Source organism: Agrobacterium sp. 6Ca8 (assembly GCF_055382765.1).
The window spans coordinates 1984398-2010245 of sequence record NZ_AP026434.1; the positions used below are offsets into that span (position 1 = coordinate 1984398).

21 protein-coding genes and 2 pseudogenes are annotated in these 25848 nt (G+C 60.3%); 20 read left to right on the plus strand and 3 right to left on the minus strand.

What is annotated here, in order from left to right; genetic code table 11:
* The first annotated feature begins 164 nt into the window (after window positions 1–164).
* The 7 genes from ACZ5A6_RS23200 to ACZ5A6_RS23230 all read left to right on the plus strand — a co-directional run bounded on the left by ACZ5A6_RS23200 (window position 165) and on the right by ACZ5A6_RS23230 (window position 9088).
* Window positions 165–1814: an ABC transporter substrate-binding protein gene (locus ACZ5A6_RS23200; RefSeq protein ID WP_112290708.1), complete on the plus strand. Its 1650-nt coding sequence runs from the start codon at window positions 165–167 to the stop codon at window positions 1812–1814.
* 37 nt (window positions 1815–1851) lie between these two features.
* A complete protein-coding gene (locus tag ACZ5A6_RS23205) occupies window positions 1852–2859 on the plus strand; it encodes an ABC transporter permease (RefSeq protein WP_003518071.1) in 1008 nt (335 codons plus the stop codon).
* Window positions 2856–3704 carry an ABC transporter permease gene (locus ACZ5A6_RS23210; RefSeq protein WP_464111419.1) on the plus strand — a complete coding sequence of 283 codons (849 nt, stop codon included), beginning with the start codon at window positions 2856–2858 and terminating at the stop codon, window positions 3702–3704. The genes ACZ5A6_RS23205 and ACZ5A6_RS23210 overlap by 4 nt, the downstream gene beginning before the upstream one ends.
* A complete protein-coding gene (locus ACZ5A6_RS23215) occupies window positions 3683–5422 on the plus strand; it encodes a dipeptide ABC transporter ATP-binding protein (protein WP_003518066.1) in 1740 nt (579 codons plus the stop codon). The genes ACZ5A6_RS23210 and ACZ5A6_RS23215 overlap by 22 nt, the downstream gene beginning before the upstream one ends.
* Complete coding sequence (locus ACZ5A6_RS23220) at window positions 5419–6498, plus strand: LLM class flavin-dependent oxidoreductase (RefSeq protein ID WP_112290705.1); 1080 nt, start codon at window positions 5419–5421, stop codon at window positions 6496–6498. The genes ACZ5A6_RS23215 and ACZ5A6_RS23220 overlap by 4 nt, the downstream gene beginning before the upstream one ends.
* A gap of 192 nt (window positions 6499–6690) precedes the next feature.
* Window positions 6691–7794, plus strand: a complete 1104-nt coding sequence (locus ACZ5A6_RS23225) for an LLM class flavin-dependent oxidoreductase (protein ID WP_003518064.1) — start codon at window positions 6691–6693, stop codon at window positions 7792–7794.
* A 112-nt stretch (window positions 7795–7906) separates the two neighbouring features.
* Complete coding sequence (locus tag ACZ5A6_RS23230) at window positions 7907–9088, plus strand: acyl-CoA dehydrogenase family protein (RefSeq protein WP_025595261.1); 1182 nt, start codon at window positions 7907–7909, stop codon at window positions 9086–9088.
* Between the two features lie 25 nt (window positions 9089–9113).
* On the opposite strand, the gene ACZ5A6_RS23235 is transcribed toward ACZ5A6_RS23230, so the two are convergent.
* Window positions 9114–10634 (minus strand): MFS transporter, encoded by a 1521-nt coding sequence (locus ACZ5A6_RS23235; protein ID WP_025595262.1) that lies wholly within the window; start codon window positions 10632–10634, stop codon window positions 9114–9116.
* A gap of 142 nt (window positions 10635–10776) precedes the next feature.
* On the opposite strand from ACZ5A6_RS23235, the gene ACZ5A6_RS23240 reads away from it, so the two are divergent.
* The 5 genes and pseudogenes from ACZ5A6_RS23240 (at window position 10777) to ACZ5A6_RS23260 (ending at window position 14561) form a co-directional block, all read left to right on the plus strand.
* The gene (locus tag ACZ5A6_RS23240) at window positions 10777–11634 is read left to right on the plus strand and encodes a LysR family transcriptional regulator (protein WP_003518061.1); all 858 of its coding nucleotides are present in this window, start codon (window positions 10777–10779) and stop codon (window positions 11632–11634) included.
* Window position 11635: 1 nt separating this feature from the next.
* A pseudogene (locus tag ACZ5A6_RS23245) lies at window positions 11636–12121 on the plus strand (aromatic-ring hydroxylase C-terminal domain-containing protein); the annotation flags it as partial.
* A 145-nt stretch (window positions 12122–12266) separates the two neighbouring features.
* Window positions 12267–13049, plus strand: coding sequence for a pyrroline-5-carboxylate reductase (locus tag ACZ5A6_RS23250; protein ID WP_112290702.1), 783 nt, complete (start codon window positions 12267–12269; stop codon window positions 13047–13049).
* A 43-nt stretch (window positions 13050–13092) separates the two neighbouring features.
* Window positions 13093–13937: pseudogene (locus ACZ5A6_RS23255) on the plus strand (PhzF family phenazine biosynthesis protein).
* Window positions 13938–13964: 27 nt separating this feature from the next.
* Window positions 13965–14561: an NUDIX domain-containing protein gene (locus ACZ5A6_RS23260; protein ID WP_065663190.1), complete on the plus strand. Its 597-nt coding sequence runs from the start codon at window positions 13965–13967 to the stop codon at window positions 14559–14561.
* 145 nt (window positions 14562–14706) lie between these two features.
* Here the strand turns inward: ACZ5A6_RS23260 and ACZ5A6_RS23265 are convergent, their stop codons facing one another.
* Together ACZ5A6_RS23265 and ACZ5A6_RS23270 are read right to left on the minus strand one after the other, a co-directional pair.
* Window positions 14707–15630: an SMP-30/gluconolactonase/LRE family protein gene (locus tag ACZ5A6_RS23265; protein ID WP_162696521.1), complete on the minus strand. Its 924-nt coding sequence runs from the start codon at window positions 15628–15630 to the stop codon at window positions 14707–14709.
* Between the two features lie 35 nt (window positions 15631–15665).
* Window positions 15666–16379, minus strand: coding sequence for a GntR family transcriptional regulator (locus tag ACZ5A6_RS23270; RefSeq protein WP_003518055.1), 714 nt, complete (start codon window positions 16377–16379; stop codon window positions 15666–15668).
* Between the two features lie 106 nt (window positions 16380–16485).
* On the opposite strand from ACZ5A6_RS23270, the gene ACZ5A6_RS23275 reads away from it, so the two are divergent.
* From ACZ5A6_RS23275 to araD, 8 genes are read left to right on the plus strand one after another with little or no spacing between them, the layout of a single operon-like run.
* Window positions 16486–17538: a Gfo/Idh/MocA family protein gene (locus tag ACZ5A6_RS23275; RefSeq protein ID WP_112290700.1), complete on the plus strand. Its 1053-nt coding sequence runs from the start codon at window positions 16486–16488 to the stop codon at window positions 17536–17538.
* The gene (locus tag ACZ5A6_RS23280) at window positions 17531–18547 is read left to right on the plus strand and encodes a Gfo/Idh/MocA family protein (protein ID WP_112290697.1); all 1017 of its coding nucleotides are present in this window, start codon (window positions 17531–17533) and stop codon (window positions 18545–18547) included. Before ACZ5A6_RS23275 ends, ACZ5A6_RS23280 begins: the two co-directional genes overlap by 8 nt.
* Entirely contained in the window at window positions 18544–19617 is a 1074-nt protein-coding gene (locus ACZ5A6_RS23285; RefSeq protein ID WP_013761991.1) for a Gfo/Idh/MocA family protein, read from the plus strand. The genes ACZ5A6_RS23280 and ACZ5A6_RS23285 overlap by 4 nt, the downstream gene beginning before the upstream one ends.
* A gap of 22 nt (window positions 19618–19639) precedes the next feature.
* Window positions 19640–20908, plus strand: a complete 1269-nt coding sequence (locus tag ACZ5A6_RS23290) for an ABC transporter substrate-binding protein (protein WP_065663186.1) — start codon at window positions 19640–19642, stop codon at window positions 20906–20908.
* A 57-nt stretch (window positions 20909–20965) separates the two neighbouring features.
* A complete protein-coding gene (locus tag ACZ5A6_RS23295; RefSeq protein WP_003518048.1) occupies window positions 20966–21934 on the plus strand; it encodes a carbohydrate ABC transporter permease in 969 nt (322 codons plus the stop codon).
* Window positions 21927–22970, plus strand: a complete 1044-nt coding sequence (locus ACZ5A6_RS23300; RefSeq protein ID WP_464111420.1) for a carbohydrate ABC transporter permease — start codon at window positions 21927–21929, stop codon at window positions 22968–22970. The genes ACZ5A6_RS23295 and ACZ5A6_RS23300 overlap by 8 nt, the downstream gene beginning before the upstream one ends.
* Window positions 22971–22993: 23 nt before the next feature.
* Entirely contained in the window at window positions 22994–24073 is a 1080-nt protein-coding gene (locus ACZ5A6_RS23305) for an ABC transporter ATP-binding protein (RefSeq protein WP_112290694.1), read from the plus strand.
* A 38-nt stretch (window positions 24074–24111) separates the two neighbouring features.
* Window positions 24112–25836, plus strand: coding sequence for an L-arabinonate dehydratase (gene araD, locus ACZ5A6_RS23310; RefSeq protein ID WP_003518044.1), 1725 nt, complete (start codon window positions 24112–24114; stop codon window positions 25834–25836).
* The last annotated feature ends 12 nt before the right edge of the window (window positions 25837–25848 follow it).

The following is a 25848-nucleotide window of genomic DNA, read 5'->3' on the forward strand; positions in this document are numbered from 1 at the left end:
CCAAGAGGTAACGCAGGCACATTTTTCCCGATTTCAGGACATTGAAACCACCGGCAAGGCTGTCGTGTGAAGCCTTTCGTGTGCCCGCAAAAGACCGGCGCAGAGCGGCGATAGTTCCTGAAATCACAAAGACAAGAAACAACGCGACCAATCAGGATTTCTTAATGACGATACGTTCTTCGCTTTTTTCCTTCTCCCGTCGGGGTCTGCTGACCACCACTCTCGCAGGGGCAATCGCGCTTCTGACGACGATGGCGCCTGCTCCGGTTGAGGCAGCAGATACCCCCCGCAATGGCGGCGACATCACCTTCCTCATCGATTCTCTCGGCGACACCTGGATCCCGAACAACAGCGCCATTTCCAGCTTTCAGGGCCATATCTGGGGCCATGTCGCCGACAAGCTTCTTTATGTCGATGCCGATGGTAAGGTCAGCCCCTGGCTTGCCGAGCGCTGGGAGCAGAACGACAATGCCACCGAATTCACGCTTCACCTCAAAAACGGCGTGACCTTCTCCGATGGCACACCGCTGGATGCAGCGGCGGTCGTCGCCAATCTCGACATCTGGTATGCCGGACGCAAGAGCGAAGGCATCAACCCGATCGGTCTTTTCCCCAAGACCTACGACCATGCTGAAGCGGTGGACGCATCCACGGTGAAGGTCTTCTTCAAGAAGCCGACGCTCGGCTTTATTCCGACGCTCGGTTACCACGGCTCGATCCTGATCTCGCCGAAGACCATCGCCCAGCCCGCCACCCAGCAGGCCGATCTCAGCAAGACTTCCGGCAGCGGCCCCTATGTGGTCGAATCCTGGAAGGAGGGAGATTACGTCAAGCTGGTCAAGCGCAAGGATTACAATTGGGGTCCTGCCGCCGTTGGCCACACCGGCCCGGCCTTCCTCGATTCCATCACCTATAAGCTGGTGTCGGAACCGTCGTTGCGTGTCGCCTCGGTCCAGTCCGGCCAGGCCGATGTCGCCTATAATGCTTCGCCGCAGGAACTGAAGTCACTGCACGAAGAGGGCTTTACCGTCGCAACGCCGCGTTATCTCGGCTTCGTCAACGGCTGGGCGGTCAACACCAAGCTTCCGCCCTATGATGATGTGAAGGTTCGCCAGGCACTTCAGGCCGGCGTAAACCGTCAGGAAATCATCGACACCGTCTATACGCCGGACTGGAAGCTCGCCACGTCCTTCATCCAGAGCAACGTGCCGGGCGCGACCGACCACAGCGCACTTCTCGCTTACGATCCCGCCAAGGCCGAAAAGCTACTCGACGAGGCGGGCTGGGTCAAGGGTGCCGATGGTATCAGGACCAAAGACGGCAAACCGCTGTCGCTGACGATCCACTCCAATCCCTATCTCGCGACATCCAAGTCGGTCGATGAACTCATCGCCCAGCAACTCGGCAAGCTCGGCTGGAAAGTCGCTATCCGCGCTTACGACGTCGTGACCTTTGGTGAAAAGGTCAAATTCGGCGGTGCGGCGATCCCGACCTATGAGGTGACGCGCAGCTTCATCGATGCAGGCACCGTCGCCAGCATTCTCACCAACGCCAATAATGGCGAGAACTGGTTCGCCCTTGACGACCGCGACGCGACGCTCAACGGATTGCGCGACAAGATCGCCGGCGCCGGCTCTGTCGACGAGCGCAGCCCGCTTCTCGATGAGCTGCAGAAATATGTCCTTGAGCAGGGCTATTTCATTCCGCGAACGCAGATCGTGCAGCGGATCTACGTGCAGTCCCCGAAGCTGAAGGGCGAAGTGTATAACGGCGTGGCTTATGCCAGCTACTACACCGCCTCCATCAGCGACTGATGCGCACAACAAGGCAACGTTGAAGGAGGTCACCGGCATGAGCAATGCCTACCTAACCTACGCCGCAAAGCGGCTTGGCCAGGCGGTCGTCGTCATACTGCTGGCCTATGTCTTCACCTTCGTGGTCGTCAGCATCCTGCCTGGCGACCCGATCACCAGCGTGCTCCGGAACCCGCAAAACGGGTTCACCGAGCAGGAGATCGCGGAAATCATCGCCGCGCAGGGCCTCGACAGACCGGTTCTCGTGCAGCTGTGGTCGTCCCTGTCGGGGTTTCTGACTGGCGATCTGGGCATGTCGATGCGCTCCAACCGGCCGGTGGCGACCCTCATCGCTGAAGTGCTGCCATCGACACTGATCCTTGCATCCACGGGACTTGCCGTCGCCTTGATTCTGGCAATGGCCGTTGCTTACGGAACCCAGGTGGTACCAAAGCGCTACGGCCAGGGATTGCTACGAGCTTTCCCATCGCTGTTTCTCTCGACACCGAATTTTGTGATTGGCCTGATACTGATCCATCTCTTCGGCTTTCAGCTGCGCCTCTTCCGCGTTATCGAACCAGATAGCTTCTGGGCAACGGTGTTTGCCGCAATCACAATCGGAATTCCTTTCTCTGCGCAAATCGCCGAGGTGCTTATAGCGAACCTCGACAGGGAGGCAGAACAGGAATACGCGGCCGTCGCCCGCAGCCGCGGCATCGGACAGGCGCGGCTGTTTGCACAGCATCTGCTCAAGCCTGCCTCGTTGCCCGTCGTCACCGTGATCGCCATCACCGTCGGTGAACTGCTTGGCAATTCACTCATCACCGAGTCTGTCTTTGGGCGAACCGGTCTCGGCAGCCTGGTGCAGCGCTCCGTGAGCACGCAGGACCTGCCTGTCCTGCAAGCGATCGTTTCGCTGGGAGCCGTGGTGTTCGTGCTCGTCAACCTGATTGCCGATCTTCTTTATCCCCTGCTCGATCCACGCGTGCAAATTCTCGGCGCGCGAAAGCCTCGCTTGGCCATTACAGAGGATTCCTCCACCACCACCAAGGCGGTGACACCATGACTTTCGCCTCGAACGCTTCCCTGCCGGGTGCGACCCCTGCAAACAGGCTGACAGGCCTGCGGATACCGCTGACCGTCGCCTTGTCCTTCGCCATTATCGCGCTCGTCGTCGCCTGGTCACTGGCGCCCGGCCTGTTTACCAGTCACAGCCCGGTCGTCGGGGTGCCGACGGACAAATTGCTCGGCCCAAGTCTTGCGCATCGGTTCGGCACCGACCACCTTGGCCGCGATGTCTACGCACGCGTCGTTTATGGCACGTCCTCTTCCGTCTCCAGCGCGCTCGTCGCGGTCGTCATCGGCGTCTTCGCTGGCGGTCTCATCGGGCTTCTTGCGGGCTTTCTCGGCGGCTGGGTCGATATCACACTTGCCCGGCTGGTCGATGTTCTCTTGGCAATTCCAAAGTTTCTGCTGGCGGTGATCGTGGTCACCGCCATCGGTTTCGAGACCATCAATGCCGCCATCGCCACCGGCGTCTCCGCCGTGGCGGTCTTTGCCCGCGTCACGCGTGCGGAGGTCATCAAGACCAGACAGGCGACATTCGTGGAGGCTTCGTACCTGCTCGGCGGCTCGCGCTGGTTCATCCTTCTGCGCCATGTTCTGCCCAACGCGTCACGCTCGGTGCTGCCGCTTGCCGTGTTGCAGTTCGGCGAGTCGATCCTCGTGATCGCAAGCCTTGCCTTTCTCGGATACGGCGACCCGCCGCCCGCCTCCGACTGGGGCCTGCTGATCTCGATCGGCAAGGATTACCTCAAATGGCCGTGGCTCGTATACGCCCCCGCCTTCGTCACAATCGCGACCGTCCTCTCTGTAAACAGGATCAGCCGATGGCTACGCAAGACAGACTGACCACCACTATCGCCCGCCCCGTTACCTTTGCGGCCAGACCGCAGCCGCAGCAGGCTCCTGTCCCGCTTCTCCGGGTCAACGATCTTTCTGTTGCCTATGGAGGCCAGGAGGTCGTCAGCAATGTCGGTTTCGAACTCGGCCGTGGCAAGAGCCTTGCCCTCATTGGCGAGTCCGGTTCCGGCAAATCGACAATCGCCCGCGCGGTCCTTCGGCTTTTGCCAAGCGGGGGACATGCCACCGGCCACGTCACCTTTGGTGATCAGGAGATATTGGGACTGCCAGAGCGCAACTTCCGACCGCTGCGGGGACGCGCCATCGGCTTTGTCCCGCAGGATCCAGGCAATTCGCTCAATCCGGTGCGGACAATCGGCGCGCAGGCCATGGAGGCGGCCGCACTTCTCGACGAGCCTGACAAGGCGATCCGCAAGGCCCTCATTCTCGAGACCTTCGCGCAGGTGGGATTGGAAAACCCGGGTGTTGTCTACGAGTCCTACCCGCACCAATTATCCGGCGGCATGTTGCAGCGGGTGCTCATAGGCCTTGCGGTTCTGCCGCGCCCGTCACTTCTGGTCGCAGACGAGCCAACGTCTGCGCTCGATGTGACGATCCAGAAGCGGATCCTCGATCTGCTCTCGCGGTTGCAGCACGAGCTGGATATCAGCCTGCTCCTCATCACACACGATCTGGCGATCGCCGCCGAACGGGCGGATTCGCTGGTAGTCCTGAAGGGTGGCAAGGTTCAGGAAGCCGGAAGCACCGCATCGGTGTTTTCCGCACCGGCCTCTGCCTATGCAAGGAAGCTGCATGCGGACGTGCCGGCACTCAATCCGGATCGCTACGCCCGGCTGCGCGATCCGGGTTTCCGTCTGCTGAAGGCAGAGTCCACCACGACGCCAAAGATCGCGGTCAATGCCGTCACCAAGAATTTCAGGGTCGGCGACAGGGTGCTGACGGCGGTCAACAACGTCTCCTTCAACGTGCCTGCAGGTACCACCCATGCGCTGGTTGGCGAGTCCGGCTCTGGCAAGACGACAACCATTCGGCTGCTGCTTGGCCTCGAGGAACCCGACACCGGCACAATATCGGTAGCCGGCGAAGAATTGACCGGCCGCTCCCGCACGTCGCTGCGTGCAACCTGGCGCCATCTTCAGTTCGTCTACCAGAACCCGTTTACCTCGCTTGATCCCACCTGGAGTGTCGAACAGCTGGTGCGCGAGCCGCTTGATCGTTTCAAGATCGGAACCCGTGCGGAACGGCTCGAAACTGTTCGTGAGGCTTTGGCCAATGTGGGCTTGAGCGAACACCTTCTCAACCGCAAGCCGACGGCCCTTTCGGGTGGCCAGCGCCAGCGCGTTGCCATTGCAAGGGCGCTGGTTCTCCGACCGGATGTGATCGTGCTCGACGAGCCGACCTCCGCACTTGATGTCAGCGTCCAGGCAGACATCGTCGATGTGCTGCTCTCGCTGCAGGCGAAGCTCGGCCTGACCTATGTTTTCGTCTCCCATGATCTGGCACTGGTACGCCAGCTCGCCCACACCGTTTCGGTGATGCAGCGCGGGCGTATTGTCGAACATGGAACGGTCGTCGATATCTTCGACAATCCGCAGCACCCCTATACCGCGTCGCTGCTGGAATCGATCCCATCCGGTGCCGCAACCATCGCCCGTGCGCCACAGCCGCTGCCCCGGCGGGTTCACGATAAGGAAAAGATCGCATGACCATCGCTGCACCCATCGATACTGCGTGCACGTCCTTCCGCCCCAAACAGCGGCTCGGCTTCAATACCCGCGTATCTTTCAGCGACGATGCCGGGCCGGCGCAGGGGCTGCGTGAGGGTATCGAGCTGTTCAAGGCTGCCGAACAACTGGGCTACCAGTCCGGCTGGGCCTATCAGCGGCATTTCGATCACTATCTGTCCTCGCCACTTCCGTTCTTCGCCGCTGCCGGCCAGCATACCCGGCATATTACGCTCGGTTCTGCGGTCATCCCCATGCGCTATCAGGATCCGATTCTGCTTGCCGAGGCGGCCGGCACGACCGATCTTTTGATTGATGGGCGACTGGAACTTGCCATTTCGACCGGCGCAAACGCCGCCTTTGACGCGGTATTCGGCACGGTCGACACCGATGCCCGCACAGAGGCCAGACGTCGTCAGGCCCGCTTCCTCTCGGCAATCGCTGGCGATGTCCTGCACCGTGTCGAAGGCGGCCAATCCAACCCGGAAGGCACGGCACTGCGTGTCACGCCGCATAGCCCTACACTGCGTTCGCGCATCCGGCAGGGTGCAGCAAGCATTGCTTCGGCTGTGCAGGCGGCGGAACTCGGCATCGGCCTTATCTCGGGAACCGTCCAGCACGACCAGGCAGAAGGCGAGAGCTTCGGGGAATATCAGGCCCGCATCATCGAGGCCTTCCGTTCCACATGGCGCAAGACATGGACAACGGAACCGCCGCCGGTCGCCGTCGCCGCCTCCATCCTGGTTGGCACCACGGCCGAGCTTCGCGAAAAATACGCCGCCTATGATCTGGAGCGGCGTACCAAGGGTATTGCCGCGTCTCGCCCCAAAGGCGCTCTCGAACAGGCAGCCCAGCCAGCGGGGTTTCAAATTTCGCCCGTTTTCCAGGGCACGCCCGATCAGGTGCTGGAATCGGTATTCAACGATCCTGGCCTTGCAGCAGCCGATGAGGTCGTGCTGTTTTTGCCGCCTGCCTTCGGTCTCGCCGAAAACATACAACTGCTGACCGATCTGGCGGACACGGTGGCTTCGAGCCTGGGCTGGGCGCCCACCTTGTAACCGTTAGGGCACCGAGCGATTGCCACTTCGTGGCAGCGACTTGAAGACGGAAACGCGGCGGCGGTTGCTGGTCCTATATCGAAGGCCGTCGCAGGGAATATTTTCTACATATTCGATAGAAAAAGAAAGACCTGTCTTCCTCGTTCCTGCGCCGCGCCCTAACATGCTTGCATTGAACCTGAAGGAGCGCCCATGTCCGCGGAATTTATCAGCGTAAGCTTTCCCAATGCATCGAACGATCTAAACCCCGTTCCAGACGCACCTGTGGATCCTGTTTTTCTGGAGCGCTATGCCCGCGCCCTTGATGATTACGGTTTCAACTATACGCTGATCCCCTACTCCTCATCGTCTTTCGATCCTTTCACGCTGGGCGCCACGGTGCTCGCGCACACGAAAAACATCAAGATCATCGTCGCCCTGCGGCCGAACACGGTTTATCCCACAGTTGCGGCCAAGTCGCTCGCGACGCTCGATCAGTTGAGTGGTGGACGTGTCGTGGTGCACTTCATTGCCGGCGGCAGCGATGAAGAACAGGCGCGTGAAGGCGACTTCCTCAACAAGGAAGAACGCTATGAGCGCCAGGAGGAATATATCCGCATCCTGCGCCTGGCCTGGACCTCGAAAGAGCCCTTCGACTTCGACGGAAAATATTACCAGTTCAAGCAATTCCGCAGCGCGGTGCGGCCCACAAACGGGCTTATTCCGATTTCGCTCGGCGGCTCCTCGGACGCCGCCTATCGCATCGGTGGTTCGCTCTGCGATATCTTCGGCCTGTGGGGAGAGCCGCTTGCCGAAACCAAGCAGCAGATCGAGCGGGTCTATGCGGAAGCCGCAAAGGCGGGCCGCACGGATCGCCCCCGGATCTGGGTCACATTCCGGCCGATCGTCGCCGAGACGGACGAGCTTGCCTGGGAAAAGGCTCACAGAACTCTGGATCGGTTGAACGAGAACCGCCAGAAAGGTGTAACACGCGCACCGCTCAACGCGCCGCGCCCGGCCAATGTCGGTTCGCAACGGCTTCTGGAAATCGCCGCACGCGGCGATGTGCATGATCGCGCCCTCTGGTATCCGACGGTCACCGCCACCAATGCCAGCGGCGCCACCACTGCGCTGGTCGGTTCGCCACGCACCATTGCGGATTCCATCCTCGACTACATCGATCTTGGCGCTGACCTGATCTCGATCCGCGGCTACGACAATTACAACGACGCGGTGGATTATGGCCGCTACATCCTGCCGCTTGTCCGCGAAGGCATTCGCGAACGGGAAGATGCGAAGAAAAAGACCGCTGCATAATGCCGCGATCCGGCCCGGTCGCCTGACCGGGCATTTTTTTGAAGTGCAGACGGAGCCAATCGCCCCTGATGGGGAAATGGTATTCCCCACAGCCAGAGAGCCTCGACCACGCATGTCTCATGACCCAACTGTCCTAGACGCAACCGCTCGCATCCTTGAACAGGCCGCACCGGATGCGGACCAGACTGGCCAGTTTCCCTGGACGGGTATCCGTGCCGTTCACGAAAGCGGCCTCCTCGAAAGCACGGTTGCGACACGTTATGGCGGCCAAGGAGCGACGCTTGCCGATACCGCCCACATTCTCGCGGCACTTGGCCGGGGCGATCCTTCCGTGGCGCTGATCAGCGCCATGACGATCTTTACCCATCTCGCCCAGGCCGCGAAAAACCACTGGCCCGAAGATCTCTACCGGCGGCTTCTGATGGACGCCAAACAACGGCCGTTGCTGCTCAATGCCGCGCGTGTCGAGCCGGAGCTGGGGTCGCCGGCGCGCGGTGGCCTGCCCGCGACGCTCGCCCGCCGGACAAACAATGGCTGGTCTATCACGGGCCGAAAACGCTTCGTGACGGGCGCATATGGTCTCACGCATTTCCTTGTCTGGGCGCATACTGACGAAACGCCGGCGCGGGTGGGAACATTCGTGGTGCCGAACGGGTTGCCGGGCATCAAGGTCATCGAGAACTGGCAGAGCCTCGGCATGCGCGCTACGGGATCGCACGATGTCGAATATGCCAATGTCGAAATCCCGGCGGAAAACGTCATCGACCTCGTCGATCCATCGGTCGCCCAGCAGGACAACCGGGCGCATGCGGCACTCACGCTGGCTTTGACAGCGCTTTACCTCGGCGTAGCAGAAGCCGCTCAGGCCAAGTTCATCCGCTTCGCGCATGAGCGTGTGCCGGCCAATCTCGGCCATCCCATCGCCCGCACGGAACGTTTCATAACGCTTTCAGGCGAAATCGATCTTCTGGTCTCCGGCGCCCGCCAGATCATTTTCGGCACGCTCGAAAACAACAATGGCGATGCGGAAGGATTCATCAGGGCAAGGCTGCTTGCCGGCCGGCAGCTGCGTGATGCCGTCGAGATCGCAGTGCGCGGCATCGGCAATCCAGGTCTTGGTAGCGAACTGGGCCTCGAACGACATTTCCGCGACATCCAGACGGTGCTCGTCCATGCGCCGCAGGAGGATACGTCGATTGCGATTTTGGGGCGCTCCGCCTTTGGCCGCTGGAGCCGCGAGGAGACTGCGGCCGCCCAACCTTCGGCAGGACTGCAAATCCTGAAATCCGCCTGACTATCGTCCCAGCGCCCGGGCACCACTAACCGTGGGCAAGCTTTCGCGCCGGGCCGAAAACCACAAAGCTCAGAGCGGCGAGCAACCAGACACTGATGCCAGCATAAAGCATGACCAGACCGAAACCGTCCGCGAGTGCCTGATGGACGAGTGCATCCGAAACACGCTCCACCGACGATCCCGCGGTTCCCGCCGCGATCTTCTCCGCGAGCGAACGCAGGGCGGGCAAATCCGCGCCGGACGGCAGGTTGGCCCTAAGCGACGACCAGACGCCCTCAACCAGAATGAAGCCCATGATCGGGATGTTGATGGCAAGCGAGATCATTCGCGCGCTCATGTCGATGCCGGAGGCCATGCCGGAACGGGCAGCGGGAACGGCACCGGTTGTCGTATTGGTGACCGGCGTGTTGGTGAGGCCAAGCCCGACACCGGACAGGATGCAGCCGGGCAGCATGGTGAGCCAGCTCGCATCTGCGACACTGCTGCCAAGTTTCATCAGCATGAAACCGAGACCGATGGTGAACAGCCCGGCCGGGACGACAAGACGGGGTTGATAACGCAGCGACAGACGCTCGGCCAACGGCGGTACGACCAGCGCTGGCAGCGTATAGGCAAGCAGACCGAGACCGGCGGTGACGCTGTCATAACCAAGGCCCGCCTGAAACCAGATCGGCAGATAGATCATGAACGGCCAGAAGCTGATGTTCATCGCCGCCGAGCCGATAATCGCGCCGGAAAATGGCCGGATGCGAAATACGGAGAAATCGAACATCGGCCTTGGAGTGAGCTTTTCGACGATCACGAAGGCGATAAAACTCGCGACTGATAGACCAAGGATCAGAAGTGCCTTTGAACTGGCAAAGCCGAGTTCCGGTCCTTGGGTGATGAAAAACGCAAGGCAGAACACGGCAACCGAAAGTGTGGCGATACCGGCAAGATCAAGACGGGTCGCATCCGGATCACGCGATTCTTCCACACCGCTTGCGGCAAGGAACAGTGTCAGGATGCCGAGGGCCACGTGAACGAGGAATACCCACTCCCAGCTCCACAGCGCAACGATGGCTCCGCCGATGATCGGCCCGAAACCCAGCCCGACGCCGGAGACAATACCCCACCAGCCGAAAGCCATTCCACGCTCGCGGGCCGTGCGGAACTGATGTGACAGAATGGCGATCTGGCATACCAGCATCGCTCCACCGCTTAGTCCCTGAAGGAAGCGTGCGCCGATCAGCACCGCCACGCTTTCAGTCATGCCGCAGGCGAGGGAGGAAATGGCGAAAGCGACGATGGTCGCGATGAAGACGCGTTTGCGACCGAAGCGGTCGGCCAACGCGCCGGTTGCCATCAGCACCATCGTCACGCCGATCGTATAGGCGTTCATGATCCACTGCAGCTGCCGGAAATCCGCGTGCAGCACCTGCTCGAGCGTCGGCAGGATCGCCGGCACGCTGGAGATTTCCAGCCCGAACATCAGAGCGGAGAGACAGACGGCAGCGAGCGCAATGGTACTTCTACTCCGGGTTGGGGCGGTAACGGCAAGGGTCATTCTTCAGCCTTTCGTGGTTCGGACTGAAGCATCAGAAGACATGCACGCTTCGATCCGTGTTTTGCAGAGTCCAAGGCAAATTAGTGAAAGCTTGACCATAACTGAATTGGATGCTTGGATATTTCAGAGACAACAAATTTGGATGATTAAAGTGACCACTCTGGATGTGGATGCCGTTCAGGCTTTCGTCACCATCGCCGATCTGCAGAGCTTCACCCGCGCTGCCGAAACGCTCGGAACCACGCAGGGTGCCATCAGCGTCAAGCTCAAGCGACTGGAAGACCGGCTCGGCCAGCGGCTTCTTGAGCGGACGCCGCGTTCGGTGCGGCTTTCCGCGCAAGGCGCCGTGTTTCTAACACCAGCCCGCGAATTCCTTGCCGCGCACGATCGCGCCATGGCAGGGCTTTTTTCCACGCGCCGACGCTTTGGCCTTGGCATCGCCGCCCATGTTGCCGGGCCGGAAGTGCCAACGCTGCTGGCGCGGCTCAACGCGCACGATCCGGGACTGACGATAGAAGTGCGGATGGACAATTCCCGCACGTTGCTGGATGCCTTCGACCGCGGCGAGATCGATGCTGCAATCATCCGGCGCGAGGATGACAGGCGTGATGGCGAAGTGCTCGGGCCAGAGCATTTCGGCTGGTTCGCAGCCCCGCAATTCGAGCATCGTCAGGGCGAGCCGCTGCGACTGGCAGCGCTTTCGCCCGCCTGCGGTGTACGTGACATCGCCGCTCGTGCTCTTGATTCCGCCGCCATCGCGTGGACGGAAGTCTTTCTTGGCGGCACCTCATCGATGGTGACCGCGGCCGTTTCGGCAGGTCTCGCCATTTCGGCATTCTCCTGCCGCCTGGCGCCACCCGGTACAATCGAGGTCAGCCAGCGTTTCAGCCTCCCGCCGCTGCCTTCCACCGAGATCGTGATGTTCTCGACCCTTACCGACAGCAGATCCCGTGAGGCGCTGCGCACACTGGCCGCCGCTTTCCGGGAGCATCGGCCGTGACTGTGAGCGACACCCAGTGGGTGCACAGGTCCTTGACTGGTCGCGCGCCCAGGTCGCACTGATGCGCCCAAGCCGGAGTACACGGGCGCTGGAAGCCATCATCCGCGATCTCATCGAGACCCGCGACGGCGCGACATATTTCGCCGAGCGCGTATGGGGCATTTCCCTCCGCTACGAGCTAGGCGGCAACGATCCGCTGGTGGGCTGAAGCGTTCCGGACTTCGCACTGGCGGACGGGAGGAGCACCGGCGAACTTCTGAGAGAGGGCAAAGGTCTGCTTTTGAATTTTAGCGTGGACGCATCGCTTGAAGCGCTGGCAGGCCGCTGGAACGGCCGGATTTCCTATGTCGCCGGCAATGCCATCGATCAATTGGGCTTGAGCACAGTCCTGGTGCGCCCCGATGGTATCGTCGCCTGGGCCACGGAGTCTGCTCCGGACAAGGAGAAATTCGCAAGGGCAGCAGCCCGTTGGTTCGGAGAGATTTAACGGGTATGTGAGGTGGCCGATCCGGTTGCCACGCCATTTCTTCGGCAGATATGCCAGCCCCCGGCAATCTAGAGATTGTTTCATTGCCTTCCTGCGTCAGCCGTACCGATGTATCGTTCCTTCCTATCAATGCAATGGAGTCATCATGTCCCTTCCCCAGAAAATCGGCTTTATCGGAACCGGCGCTATCACCGATGCGATGGTGCGGGGGCTCCTCAGCACGCCTGCCGCCGTGCCGCATGTCATGGTATCCCAGCGCAGCGCGGATATCTCGGCCAGGCTTGCCGCCGATTTCCCGCAGGTGATCGTCTCCAGCGACAATCAGGCGATTGTCGACGGCTGCGATACCATCGTTCTGGCCATCCGCCCGCAGATCGCCGAGGACGTCATCCGGCCGCTGCGGTTTCGCGAGGGGCAGAAAGTCATAAGCGTCGCTGCCGCAACCGGTCGACATGCACTGCTTGACTGGATCGGCGTGGATGTGCGCCTGACCCAGGCGATCCCGCTGCCTTTTGTCGCCCGCCGCAAAGGCGTCACGGCCGTTTACCCCTCCGATGCGGATACCGCCGCGATCTTCAACGTGCTCGGCAATGCGGTGGAATGTGAAACAAAGGCGGAATACGACCTTCTCGCCGCCGCAAGCGCCCTGATGGCAACCTATTTCGGCATTCTGCAACAGACGACGGAGTGGTTGGCCGAAAACGGCCTGCCGGAAGAAAAGGGCCGCGCCTATCTTGCACCCCTCTTCGCCGGCCTCTCCGAAGTGGCGCTGCTTGCCGGCAAGGACACGGACTTTACCGATCTCAGCCGCGAATTCGCCACCAAGGGTGGCCTGAATGAGCAGGTTCTTCAGGACTTTGACGGCAATGGCGGTTCGAGCGCATTGAAGCGGGCATTGAGCCGCGTGCTGGAACGGATTACGCAATAGACATTCCGCGCCGACAATCGATCCGAACTGAAAGAACGATGCCATGACCTTTACTATCCATATGATCGATGTATTCGGCTCCGGCCCGCTTTCTGGCAATCCGCTGGCGGTCGTCACGGGTGCAGACACCTTGACCACGGATGACATGCAGCGATTGACGCGGTGGTTCAATCTGTCCGAAACCACGTTTCTGCTGCCGCCCACCCACCCCAGGCTGATTACCGTGTCCGGATATTCTCACTGGACCGGGAGATGCCTTTTGCCGGACACCCTACGCTCGGCACTTGCCATGCCTGGCTTTCCGAAAACGGCCTGCCCAAAAGCGAAACGGGCATCGTTCAGGAATGCGGTGCCGGTCTGGTCACGATCCGGCACGCGCATGGTCGACTTTCCTTTGCCGCTCCGCCCCTTATCCGTTCCGGCGCGCCGACACCCGCAGAGCTGGAAGAGGCCCGGCAGCTGCTGGGAATAGAGACCCACGACATTGTTGATGCCGCATGGATCGACAATGGCCCCGGCTGGTTGGGGATCAGGCTGGCATCGGCTGAGAAGGTGCTTGCCCTTGAGCCGGTCCGCAGCTGGCCCGGCCGCATTGACGTTGGCGTCGTTGGTCCGCACGCAAATGGCGGCGAAGCCGCCTTCGAGGTTCGCGCCTTCTTCAGCGATCATCTGGGCGCCATCGCCGAGGATCCGGTCACCGGAAGCCTCAACGCCTCGCTGGCGCAATGGCTGTTTGCGACAGGCGTGGTCGCGGAAGACTATGTCGCCGCCCAGGGCACACGTCTTGGCCGTAAAGGCCGCATTTACCTGACCCGCGATGATACCGGCCAGATATGGGTCGGCGGCGAGACGCGCACGCAAGTCGAAGGCCGGCTGCACGGCCTTTGAAAAGACAGATAATGACGAGGTGATTTGATGAATAGCAGTGTTTACCGCCCGATTTCGCAACGCGTATTGGCGGATGATTGGGGACGACTGACCAAATATGAGTATGAACTTCAGCTAAGGGACGGAAGCTGGCAACGGCAGACCCGGGAGGCTTATGATCGCGGCAACGGAGCGACATGCCTGTTGTACAACCCCGCAAACGACCATGTTTTGCTCACCCGCCAGTTCCGTTTGCCGGTTCTCTTGAACGGCGGCCTCGAGTCGCTGATCGAGACACCGGCGGGGCTGCTGGAAGGCGCTGAACCGGCAGCGCGCATGCGTGCGGAACTGATGGAGGAGACCGGTTATGAGGTTTCCGAACTCACCCATCTGTTCGATATCTATATGAGCCCCGGATCGGTCACCGAATACCTCGCCTTTTTCTACGGCGAATATGCCGAGAACCACAAAGTGGGCACAGGCGGCGGCTCCGCGGACGAGGGAGAAGACATAGACGTGCTGGAAATCGCTCTGCCAGAAGCTATGCAGATGATCGGCCGCGGCGATATTCGCGACGCCAAGACCATCATTTTGTTGCAGCACCTCACCATCCGGCTTTCGCAGGAAAAGCACGGAACACGCTGATCTCGACCGCAATATCTACCAATGCGGAAGCGATGCTGATTACGGCCAGACTACAGGATCAACAGGACGAATTTGCCTGACGTAGACTGGCCGAAATCCATCACTTGCGTTGGGCAACAAAGATCAAAGACTTACGATTTGGGCTTCACCTGCCATCCTCAAAACGGAATGCGGGAAAGCCCTTGATGTCGGACGGAATGACCCAAACGCCACCGGAAAGAGGTACCTCGCTCAGCCTGTCTTGCGTCATGTTATGGCGGTGCGATGTCACGAAAAGCGAGCCGAAATCCGGCCCGCCAAAGCAGGGCATCGTTGGATGCGGAACAGGCATCCTTACCGTCCCGATCTGTTGACTGCCGTCTTCCGAGAAAATGTTCAAAACGCCGGCAGAGACACCCGCGCTCCAATATCGGCCGCTTATGTCAAGACATCCACCATCGGGCCTTCCGGTCTCTTCCTGCATTTGTGCGACGAGCACACCTTCATCAAATACACCGTTGGTTTTGTCGAAATTCCGCCTGCGTATCCATTTCTGCACGGAATCGCTTTGCCACATGACGGAACCGTCCTGCGAAAAAGCGAGGCCGTTGGGACATGTCAGTCCGGTCTGGATACGTTCGGCCCCGTTATTCGTAATACGCCAGAGCTCTCCATGGGGCTGCATCTGCGAGAGCGGGACATTGTGCATGGTACCAACCCAGAAAGCTCCATCCGGACCGACACGTCCGTCATTCAGCCGGCAGGCGATGCCTTCAGGTGCGGGAATGGAATGAAGTGTGCGCCGCGCGCCGCTTTCCGGATTGAGGATGAGTATATCCATCCCGCAAGCGGCAATCAGATCACCGCTCTGACAGAGCCCAAGACTGGAGACGGTTTCCGGGAACGTCCATTCACGATACTGGACGCCGCCCAGCCCAGCTGAACGTAGCTTCTTGCCAAGAATGTCGCACCAGAACAGGACCTGACGTCTTTCGTCCCACACCGGGCTTTCCGCAAGAATGCTGATTTCGTCGCACAGGAGTCCTGCCTGATCGATCGCAGGCGCGTTGTCGAAATTTGCTGTTGTCATTTTCTGTCTGAACCGTTGAATTGCGCGGCGTGGCGTTATTCGAAATATTCCTGATGTGCTTCGAAGATCTGCGACAGAATGCCGAGGACGCGGCGGAGATGCTGGCGCAGATAATCCACCGCGCTCTCCTCCTCACGCGCCTTTATTGCATTGTAGACGGCCTCATGCTCCGTCAGCAGTCTGGCCATGTGTGCTTCGTCGGTAATCGCCAGCGCTCGCAGGCGGTCTAGCCCAGCCTTTTCCCGGATCAACAGGGTCTCCAGCCTTTCGAGGCCGGTTGCGGCGGCAAGGGCGCTGTGGAACTGGTCGTCATGGATACGGAAGGCCTTTTTGTCGCCAAGCTCCATCGCCACACGCTGGCCTTCCAGCGCATGCAGGATTTCCTGGTCCGCTTCGGCCGGAATGCCGGTCTGGCAGAGCCTGCGGGCAGCGGCAACCTCCAGCGCCTCACGAATGAACTGCGCGCTGCGGATATTTTTGTCCGACAGTCTGGAGACATAGGTCCCGCGGCTCGGCAGGGTGACGATCAAACCGTCATCTCGCAGCCGGCTCAACGCCTCGCGCACCGGGGTGCGGCTGGAGTTGAAGGACTGGCCAATCTCGTTTTCCGACACGGCTTGGCCCGGAAACAGCTCCCTCGAAAGGATGGCAGATTTCAGCGCCGAATAGATCTGGTCCACAACCGGGCGGTTGAAATCCAGTCGTTCCATCATCGGCACCGTGCCGCCTGTCATCGGGATCTTTGGCATACGCTCTCCAAATGTCTTTCTCTATAACCGGTATACCGGAACACTGGTGTGTTGACAACCGGCATACCGGTATGCAATTGAATGGCCATGGGAAGGAGGCTCCCGAATGCAAAATATCAAGACCTGCGTCATCGTTGGTGCCGGAATGGTAGCGAAGACGCATGTGCTTGCCTGTGCGGCAAGCCCTGAAGAAATCCGCCTGAAAGCGATTGTCGACGGTGGCTCCGGCCGCGCTAAAGCGCTGGCTGCCGAAGCGGCAAAACACACCGGTCACCACGTTGCCGTATACGCGTCAATCGAGGAAGCCGCGCGTGACGGCGATGTCGATTTCGCCATCATCGCAACGCCGCCCAATGCCCGCGCCGATATCGTCGGTCCGCTTGCAAAAGCCGGCAAACACATTCTTCTCGAAAAGCCTGTCGCCCGCAACACGCGGGAAGCGGCCGATCTGGTAGCGCTCTGCCGCGATGCGGGTGTAACGCTCGGTATCATTTTCCAGCACCGCATGCGCGCCGCATCGCAAAAGGCACGCGAACTGGTCGCATCCGGCACGCTCGGCGAACTAGGCCTTTGCGAGATTTCGGTGCCGTGGTGGCGTACCCAGGCCTATTATGATGAGCCGGGACGCGGCACGCTTGCGCGTGACGGCGGCGGCGTTCTGATATCGCAGGCAATCCACACGATCGATCTGGCCCTGAGCCTTGCAGGCCCTGTGGCCCGCGTGCAGGCCATGGCGGCAACGACGCGTTTTCACAAGATGGAAACCGAGGATTACGTATCGGCCGGCCTTCGTTTCAAAAACGGCGCCGTCGGCTCGCTCGTCGCGAGCACCGCAAGCTTTCCCGGTGCGCCTGAATCCATTCTTCTCCATTTCGACAAGGCAAGCCTGCGGCTCGCATCCGGCCTGCTGCATGTCGACTGGCGCGACGGCCGCCAGGAAACCTTCGGTGGTGCCGCTTCCGGCACCGGCAGCGGCGCCGATCCCATGGCTTTCACGCATGAATGGCATCAGGGCGTTTTCGACGATTTCGTCGACGCCATTTCTTCAGGGCGCCCGCCGGTCGTCACCGGTGAAGCAGCTCTTTTGTCTCACAGACTGATCGACGCGATCATCAACTCAGCCGAAACCGGCAAGGAAGTGGAACTGCAGGATGAGTAAACCAATCAAGTTCGTGGCTCTCGGCATAGAGCACAGGCACATTTTCGGCATGGCGCAGAACATGCTGGATGCCGGTGCGCAATTCGCGGGCTGGTGGACGGAAGGCGAGCCGGACGTGGTCGAAGGTTTCGTAAAGCGCTTCCCGGACGTGCCGCGTGCTGCCTCCAAGGAGGATTTGCTGGCTGACCAAACCATCGATCTCGTCATCATTGCCGACATTCCGTCCAAGCGTGCCGATCTTGCCATCGCTGCCATGGAAGCGGGCAAGGACGTCATGTCCGACAAGCCGGGCTGCACCACGTTCGACCAGCTTGAGCGCCTGCGCCAGACCGTTGCCAAGACCAAAAGAATCTGGACCGTCGATTTTTCCGAGCGCTTCGAAGTCCCGAGCGTCACGAAAGCCGCCGAGCTGGTTGCACAGGGTGCCATCGGCCGCGTCATCCAGACGGTTGGCCTTGGTCCGCACCGCCTGAACCGACAAATCCGCCCGACATGGTTCTTCGAACGCGAGGCCTATGGCGGCATTCTCACCGATATTGCCAGCCACCAGATCGACCAGTTCATGGTCTTTACCGGCTCCACCGAGGTTGAGATCGTATCTGCCACCGTTGCCAATTACGCCAATCCGGGCGATCCGGGCCTGCAGGATTTCGGCGAAGTCGTGCTGCGAGGCGACAAGGGCCATGGGTATATCCGCGTCGACTGGTACACACCCGATGCACTGCCGACATGGGGTGATGGCCGCCTGACGATCCTCGGTACCGAAGGTTACATCGAACTGCGCAAATACGTCGATGTCGGCAACACCGAGGGCACAGACCGTCTGATCCTCGTCAATGGCGACCGTTGCGAATATATCGACGCATCCGGTGCCGGCCTGCCCTACTTCGCCCGTGTATGCGACGATATACGCAACCGCACGGAAACTGCCATGACGCAGGAACACGTCTTCAAGGTTTGTGACCTCTCGCTTCAGGCGCAGGCCAAGGCTGAAGGAACCGCAGCATGATCGGCGTCGCCATTATCGGCGCCGGTATTGGCGCACAGCATCTGAGCGGTTATCTGGCGCTGCCGGAACGTTTCACCGTCAAGGCGATCTGCGATCTTGATGTGGAGCGGGCACGGGCGGTGGCTGGCGAAGGTTCTTCCATCCGCATCACGGCGGATCTCGAAGAAGTCCTCGCCGATGAAAGCATTTCGCTCATAGACGTCTGCCTGCCGCCGCATCTGCATTTCCCCGTAATGCTTAAGGCCCACGCGGCCGGCAAGGACGTGGTCTGCGAAAAGCCGCTGGTGCGTTCGCTGGAGGAAGCAAATGCGCTGATGGAATCTGTCAAGAAGACCGGACGGCGCGTCTTTCCGGTTTTCCAGTATCGTTTTGGTCCCGCCCTGCGGCAGCTGCGCGCCCTCATCGACGCCGGACTTGCTGGCAAAGCCTATGTGGCAAGCTCGGAAGTTCACTGGAACCGTGGCGCGAGCTACTACGACATTCCCTGGCGCGGCACCTGGAAGGGTGAATGCGGCGGCGCGATCCTCGGTCACGCCATCCATGCCCACGACCTTCTGTGCCATGTCCTAGGTCCGGTGGAACAGGTCTTCGCCATGGCCGACACCCGGGTGAACAGGATCGAGACGGAAGACTGCGCTGCCATCAGCTTCCGCATGAAGAGCGGCGCGCTCGCCACCAGCTCGGTCACGCTTGGTGCAGCCGACGACACGTCCCGTCTGCGGTTCTGCTTCGAAGGCTTCACGGCCGAAAGCGGAACGCTGCCCTATCGTCCGGCGGAAGATAAATGGCACTTTACGGCGCGGGCGCCGACCACGCAGGACCAGATCGACGCCGTCCTCGCAACAGTAGAAGATGGCGAAAACGGCTTTACCGGTTTTGTCGAGGCGATTGCCAATGCGATGGAGGGTCGCGCGGGCAAGGAAGTGACGATTACGGACGGCTTGCAGTCCATCGAACTCGTAACCGCAATCTACACATCGGTACAGGAAGGCACGGCCGTTCGCCTGCCGCTGACCGCTGACAATGAGCGGCTCAAGGGTTGGGCTCCGCGCGCGTCCGCCACGGCATAATCATCTAAAGGGAGGAAACCAGATGAGCAGAAAATACAGCCTGGCGTTTGCCTTGGCCCTGGGGACGGCATCTTTTGCCGGTGCCGCTGAGGCACAGGAAGTTCGCTTCACCTGCGCCTATGACGGCAACGGCTGCGAAGTCCTGAAGGACATCCTGTCGCGTTACGAAAAACAGCATCCTGACGTCAAGATCGTTACGGATATCGTGCCCTACAAGGCGCTTCTCGAAGGCCTGCCGGTGCAGCTCGCCGGCGGCAGCGGCCCGGATTTCGCAACCGTCACCGATCTTGGCGGCCTCAATCGCTATTATCTCGACCTGACGCCCTACGTGGATGCGAAGTACTGGCAGGACAATTTCGGCGATGTGCTGAAATGGTATCGTAGCGGCCCGGACGACAAGGGCATCTATGGTATGCAGACGCAGCTTACCATTACCGGCGCCTTCATCAATCGCACCTTGTTCGATCAGGCGAAAGTCGCCGTTCCCGGCAAGGATGCGACTTTTGACGACTGGGCGAAGGCCGCAAATGAAGTGGCCAAAGCCACCGGCTCGCCATACCCCATGGCGATCGACCGCTCCGGTCACCGTATCGCCGGTCCGGCTATTTCCTACGGTGCGAAACTTTTCGACGCCGACGGCAAGCCGATCCTGGTCGACGAGGGCTTCACCACTTTCGTGAAGAAATTCGTCGAGTGGAACAAGGACGGCACCATGGCGCGTGACGTCTGGGCCGGCCAGGGTGGCAACACCTACCGCGATGCGGCGCAGGAATTCATCAACGGTCAGCTCGTCTATTATTATTCCGGCAGCTGGCAGACAGCGCGCTTCGACAGTCAGGTCGGCGATGCTTTCGACTGGGAAGTCGTGTCGCAGCCATGCGGACCGGCCGCATGCACCGGCATGCCGGGCGGAACGGGTATCGTGGGCTTCAAGCAGACCAAGAACCCCAAGATCGTCGCGGATATTCTGAACTTCCTCGCGCAGGACGAAAATTACCTCGATTTCACCGTCCGTACCCGCAACGTCCCGGCTCACAAGGCCGTCGGCGCAAAGCCTATCGACTACACCGGCGCAACCCCGGCGACCCAGAAGGCCATGAACGCGTGGCTGGATCAGGTCCCTGGTATCAGCCCCGTCGCCTACGCCTATCAGGGCTACAAGAACAACCGTGCGATGTTCAACATTTCCGTCCAGCGCGTCACGCAGGCGATTGTTGGCGAAAGCTCGGTTGACGACGCCATGACACGTGCGAAGGCCGATCTTGAGGAAGCGTTGAAACAGGCGAAGTGATCCATCGCCTTCCGGCGCGGCCTTGCCGCGCCGCGCCGGATCGAAGGAGGACCATCAATGTACAGACTTCTTGCGCCCGTCATGGGCATCATAGAGCTGCCTTTCGCCCTCTTGCAGAAAATGCTCGGGCATCGGCGCATCGCATGGGTGTTTCTGACACCCAATCTCCTGTTGTTTGCGGTCTTCGCGTTTTTGCCGATCGTTCTCAACATGGCTTATTCAGTGACCGGCAGCGAGCATATCCTGCTGTCGGAACGCCCCTCCGTGGGCGGCGAAAACTTCTCGGTCCTTCTCTCGTGCCAGAACTATTTCGATCCCAATTCCTGTCAGCGCGATCTTTTCTGGCGCTCCGTCTGGAACACGCTTTTCTTCGTGGTGCTGCAGGTCGGGTTCATGGTGGGCTTCTCGCTGATTACGGCGGTCGTGCTCAACCGTGACATCAGGGCACGCGGTTTTTTCCGCGCCGTCTTCTTCTTTCCCGTGCTGCTTTCACCGGTGGTCGTGGCGCTGATATGGAAGTGGATATTGCAGCGTTTCGGCGTCCTGAACGCTGCGCTCGATTCCCTCGGTATCGGTTCGGTGGACTGGCTGCTGGAGGCCAACCTTGCCTTTGGATGGTCGGTATTCCTGTCCGTCTGGGCGCATATGGGCTTCTACACGCTCATCCTGCTTGCCGGCCTTCAGGCCATTCCGCGCGACGTCTATGAGGCGGCACAGCTGGACAAGGCAAGCCCGTGGCGGATTTTCCGCCGGATCACAATGCCGCTTCTCGCCCCGACCATGCTCGTGGTTCTCGTATTGTCCCTCATCAAGGGCGTACAGACCTTCGATGAAGTCTTCGCATTTACCGGCGGTGGGCCGGGTTCTGCGACGACCTTCATCATTCAATTCATCTATCAGACTGGTTTTGCCGGAACACCCCGCAACTTCGGACTGGCCGCGGCCGCGTCGCTGCTGCTTGCCGTGGTTCTCGTGGTGCTGACTGCCCTGCAATTCCGGGCCAACAGGAGCAAAGTCGATGGCTAGGATTGGCGCATTTCTAACCCGCACACGCGGCAGAAACGGCAAATTGCACTGGACCGACTGGCTGTCCTACGCCTATCTCGGCGTTGCCGCTCTGATGATGTTCGGACCCGTTCTCTGGCTCGTTCTCTCCTCCTTCAAGACGGAAGCCGACCTCCAGCGGTTTCCGCCGCGCCTGCTTCCCTATGCGCAGGAAACGGTGGTCATTGACGGTCAGGCCGCACCTTTGCCGGCCTTTGTCGACAAGGAAGGCCGCAAGCTCGGCATGATCAGGCGCGTCGGGCTCGTCGCCCAGGTGGTGGATCCGGCAAAGCCCGGCGAAGTCATGAAGATGCCGTTCAACGAGCTGCGCCCGGCCGAGAAGGTTGCACTGGCGACGGAGAACTACACCGAGCTTTTCCAGCGCTTCAACTTTCCGCTTTATTTCTGGAACTCGACCTTCATCACCGTGACGTCGACCGTCATCATGCTGATCGTGAACTCCATGGCGGCCTTTGCACTGTCGAAATACAGCTTCAAGGGCAGAGGCGTGGTTCTGGCACTCGTCGTCGGAACGTTGATGATCCCGCAGACCGTCGTGCTCGTTCCGCTTTTTCTCATCACCAGCCAGCTCGGCATGATAAACAGCCTGTGGGGTGTGATCATTCCAGGAGCGGCCACACCGACCGGGGTATTTCTGCTGCGCCAATACATGCTGACCATCCCGGATGAAATCCTCGATGCGGCACGCATGGACAAGGCCAGCGAATGGAAAATCTACTGGCGCATCATCCTGCCACTGTCTGCACCGGCGCTCGCGGTGCTCGCCATCCTCGCCATCATGTGGCGTTGGAACGACTTCCTGTGGCCGCTTATCGTGCTGACGCGCAACGACAATTTCACCCTGCAACTGGCGCTCAACTCCTTCCAGGGAGAAATGACGACAGAGTGGAGCAATCTGCTGGCCATGACGGTGCTGACATTGGCGCCAATCGCGCTGGTCTTCATGTTCCTGCAAAAATATATCGCCACCGGCATCGCATCGACCGGCGGAAAATGATCCTCAAGGGAGGGAATGACACAATGGCAAGTATAGAGCTTCGTCAGGTCAAAAAAACATATGGCGCCCTCGACGTCATCAAGGGTATCGATCTTGATATCAAGCACGGCGAGTTCTGTGTTTTCGTCGGCCCGTCCGGTTGCGGAAAATCGACGCTGCTGCGCATGATCTCCGGTCTTGAAGAGCTGAGCGGCGGCGATATCGTCATCGGCGGCGACGTGGTGAACGCGGTTCCGGCTGCCGATCGCGGGCTTGCCATGGTGTTCCAGTCCTATGCGCTCTACCCGCATATGACGGTTCGGGAAAACCTGTCCTTCGGCCTGGAAAATATCGGCACGCCGAAAAAAGACATCGTCGAGAAGGTCTCACAGGTGTCCAAGATGCTGCAGATCGACCAGCTGCTTGAGCGGCGGCCCAAGGATCTGTCGGGCGGCCAGCGACAGCGCGTCGCGATCGGTCGCGCTGTCGTGCGCGAACCGCGGGTTTTCCTGTTTGACGAGCCGCTGTCGAACCTCGATGCGGAACTGCGCGTGGATATGCGCGGCGAGATTTCTAGCCTGCATCGGCGTCTTGGCAATACCATGATCTATGTGACCCACGATCAGGTGGAGGCCATGACGATGGCCGACAAGATTGCCGTGCTGCGCGCCGGAAAGCTCGAGCAGTTCGGCGTTCCCCTCGATCTTTATAATCGCCCCGCAAACCTTTTCGTAGCAGGCTTCATCGGTTCGCCGAAGATGAACTTCTTCGCCGGCGAAATAGTAGCAGAAGGTCAGCCGTCCCTTAAAATCGCGACCGGCGAATTGATCCCGTTGCCGCAGAGCGGCTTTTCCTACGCACCCGGCCAGAAGGTCACGCTCGGCATTCGCCCCAACCATGTGCAGCCCACACCGGATGGTGCGGTGACCATGTCCGTGCGCACGGCAGAGCAGCTCGGCGGGGAATCCTATCTCTATGGCAACCTCGGTGACGGCAGCCACGTCACCCTGCATCTTGCGGGGCAGACATCGACATCGGCTGGCGAAGTCATCCGCATGTCGGCGCCGCTCCAACATATCCACCTCTTCGATACGAAAAGCGGGCTGACGCTGAAGCAGGACTAAGCCTCCGTCGCCACGCCCCGTAAAGCAGGACCTTTGACATGACCGACAAAAAACTCCGTTCCTCCCGCTGGTTCGCGCCTGACGATCTGCGCAGTTTCGGCCACCGCTCACGCATGATGCAGCTTGGCTATTCGGAGGAGGATTTTGCCGGCAAACCCGTCATCGGCATTCTCAACACCTGGTCGGAGCTGAATACCTGTCACTCGCATTTTCCCGAACGTGTGAAGGATGTAAAGCGCGGCGTCCTACAGGCAGGCGGCTTCCCGGTCGAGATGCCCTCGCTTTCGGTCGATGAGAGTTTCACCAAGCCGACCTCCATGCTCTATCGCAACATGCTCGCCATGGAGACGGAGGAAATGATCCGTTCGCATCCGCTGGATGGCGTGGTGCTGATGGGTGGTTGCGACAAGACCACCCCCGGCCTCGTCATGGGAGCGATCTCGGCCGGCGTGCCGATGATCTATCTTCCGGCCGGGCCGATGCTGCGCGGCAACTATGCCGGCAAGGTGCTGGGCTCCGGCTCCGATGCCTGGAAATACTGGGACGAGCGCCGGGCCGGTAACGTGACCGATGAAGAATGGCGCGGCGTGCAGGGCGGCATTGCCCGCTCCGCCGGCGTCTGCATGACCATGGGTACGGCATCGACCATGACGGCAATCACCGATGCGCTCGGTCTCACTTTGCCCGGCGCTTCCTCTATCCCGGCGGTGGACGCCGAACACCAGCGCATGTCGGCAGGCTGTGGCCGTCGCATTGTGGAAATGGTGGCCGAGGAGCTGACCCCGGATCGTATTCTGACTGCGCCCGCGTTTCGGAATGCGGCCATCGTTGCCATGGCGACCGGTTGTTCCACCAATGCCGTCGTGCATCTGATTGCCATGGCGCGCCGCGCTGGTGTGCCGATGACGCTGGACGAGCTGGACGAACTCGGCCGCGTGACGCCGCTTATCGCCAATGTCCGCCCCTCCGGCAAAGATTACCTGATGGAGGATTTTTATTATGCGGGCGGTCTGCGAGCCCTGATGAAGCAGATCGAAAGCCGTCTGGACTGTTCCGTGCTCACCGTTACCGGCCGCAGCATGGGCGAAAACCTCGAAGGCGCGCGGGTCTATAATGACGACGTCATCCGCTCGCTGGATAACCCTGTTTACGCCGAAGGATCGCTTGCCGTTCTACGCGGCAATCTCTGCCCGGATGGTGCTGTGATCAAGCCCGCCGCCTGCGATCCGAAACTTCATTTCCATGAAGGTCCGGCGCTGGTCTTTGATAGCTACCCTGAGATGAAGGCGGCAATCGACGATGAAAATCTAGATGTGACGCCCGATCACGTTCTGGTTCTGCGTAATGCGGGCCCGCTTGGCGGCCCCGGCTTTCCCGAATGGGGCATGCTGCCCATCCCCAAGGCGCTGATCAAGAAGGGTCACCGCGATATGGTGCGCATCTCCGATGCCCGCATGTCAGGCACCTCCTATGGCGCCTGCGTTCTTCATGTCGCGCCGGAAAGCTTCGTCGGCGGGCCGCTTGCCCTGCTGAAGACCGGCGATATCGTGCGGCTCGATCTGCCCCAGCGCCGTCTCGACATGCTGGTCAGCGAAGAGGAGATCGCCCAGCGTCGGGCTGCATGGCAGGCGCCGCCGCCGCGTTACGAGCGTGGTTATGGCTACATCTTCTCGAAACACGTTACCCAGGCGGATGCCGGATGCGATTTCGATTTCCTGCAGACGGATTTCGGCCGCACCGCTGGCGAACCCGACATATTCTGAGACGGGAGCGCG

What these genes read in the sequence shown, in the direction of transcription:
- ACZ5A6_RS23290 (WP_065663186.1), top strand. Translation starts at nt 19,640, where the DNA reads ATGAGCAGAAAATACAGCCTGGCGTTTGCCTTGGCCCTGGGGACGGCA.
- ACZ5A6_RS23225 (WP_003518064.1), top strand. Translation starts at nt 6,691, where the DNA reads ATGTCCGCGGAATTTATCAGCGTAAGCTTTCCCAATGCATCGAACGAT.
- araD (WP_003518044.1), top strand. Translation starts at nt 24,112, where the DNA reads ATGACCGACAAAAAACTCCGTTCCTCCCGCTGGTTCGCGCCTGACGAT.
- ACZ5A6_RS23205 (WP_003518071.1), top strand. Translation starts at nt 1,852, where the DNA reads ATGAGCAATGCCTACCTAACCTACGCCGCAAAGCGGCTTGGCCAGGCG.
- ACZ5A6_RS23235 (WP_025595262.1), bottom strand. Translation starts at nt 10,634, where the DNA reads ATGACCCTTGCCGTTACCGCCCCAACCCGGAGTAGAAGTACCATTGCG.
- ACZ5A6_RS23215 (WP_003518066.1), top strand. Translation starts at nt 3,683, where the DNA reads ATGGCTACGCAAGACAGACTGACCACCACTATCGCCCGCCCCGTTACC.
- ACZ5A6_RS23250 (WP_112290702.1), top strand. Translation starts at nt 12,267, where the DNA reads ATGTCCCTTCCCCAGAAAATCGGCTTTATCGGAACCGGCGCTATCACC.
- ACZ5A6_RS23220 (WP_112290705.1), top strand. Translation starts at nt 5,419, where the DNA reads ATGACCATCGCTGCACCCATCGATACTGCGTGCACGTCCTTCCGCCCC.
- ACZ5A6_RS23280 (WP_112290697.1), top strand. Translation starts at nt 17,531, where the DNA reads ATGAGTAAACCAATCAAGTTCGTGGCTCTCGGCATAGAGCACAGGCAC.
- ACZ5A6_RS23200 (WP_112290708.1), top strand. Translation starts at nt 165, where the DNA reads ATGACGATACGTTCTTCGCTTTTTTCCTTCTCCCGTCGGGGTCTGCTG.
- ACZ5A6_RS23275 (WP_112290700.1), top strand. Translation starts at nt 16,486, where the DNA reads ATGCAAAATATCAAGACCTGCGTCATCGTTGGTGCCGGAATGGTAGCG.
- ACZ5A6_RS23295 (WP_003518048.1), top strand. Translation starts at nt 20,966, where the DNA reads ATGTACAGACTTCTTGCGCCCGTCATGGGCATCATAGAGCTGCCTTTC.
- ACZ5A6_RS23210 (WP_464111419.1), top strand. Translation starts at nt 2,856, where the DNA reads ATGACTTTCGCCTCGAACGCTTCCCTGCCGGGTGCGACCCCTGCAAAC.
- ACZ5A6_RS23270 (WP_003518055.1), bottom strand. Translation starts at nt 16,379, where the DNA reads ATGCCAAAGATCCCGATGACAGGCGGCACGGTGCCGATGATGGAACGA.
- ACZ5A6_RS23230 (WP_025595261.1), top strand. Translation starts at nt 7,907, where the DNA reads ATGTCTCATGACCCAACTGTCCTAGACGCAACCGCTCGCATCCTTGAA.
- ACZ5A6_RS23285 (WP_013761991.1), top strand. Translation starts at nt 18,544, where the DNA reads ATGATCGGCGTCGCCATTATCGGCGCCGGTATTGGCGCACAGCATCTG.
- ACZ5A6_RS23260 (WP_065663190.1), top strand. Translation starts at nt 13,965, where the DNA reads ATGAATAGCAGTGTTTACCGCCCGATTTCGCAACGCGTATTGGCGGAT.
- ACZ5A6_RS23240 (WP_003518061.1), top strand. Translation starts at nt 10,777, where the DNA reads ATGATTAAAGTGACCACTCTGGATGTGGATGCCGTTCAGGCTTTCGTC.
- ACZ5A6_RS23305 (WP_112290694.1), top strand. Translation starts at nt 22,994, where the DNA reads ATGGCAAGTATAGAGCTTCGTCAGGTCAAAAAAACATATGGCGCCCTC.
- ACZ5A6_RS23300 (WP_464111420.1), top strand. Translation starts at nt 21,927, where the DNA reads ATGGCTAGGATTGGCGCATTTCTAACCCGCACACGCGGCAGAAACGGC.
- ACZ5A6_RS23265 (WP_162696521.1), bottom strand. Translation starts at nt 15,630, where the DNA reads ATGACAACAGCAAATTTCGACAACGCGCCTGCGATCGATCAGGCAGGA.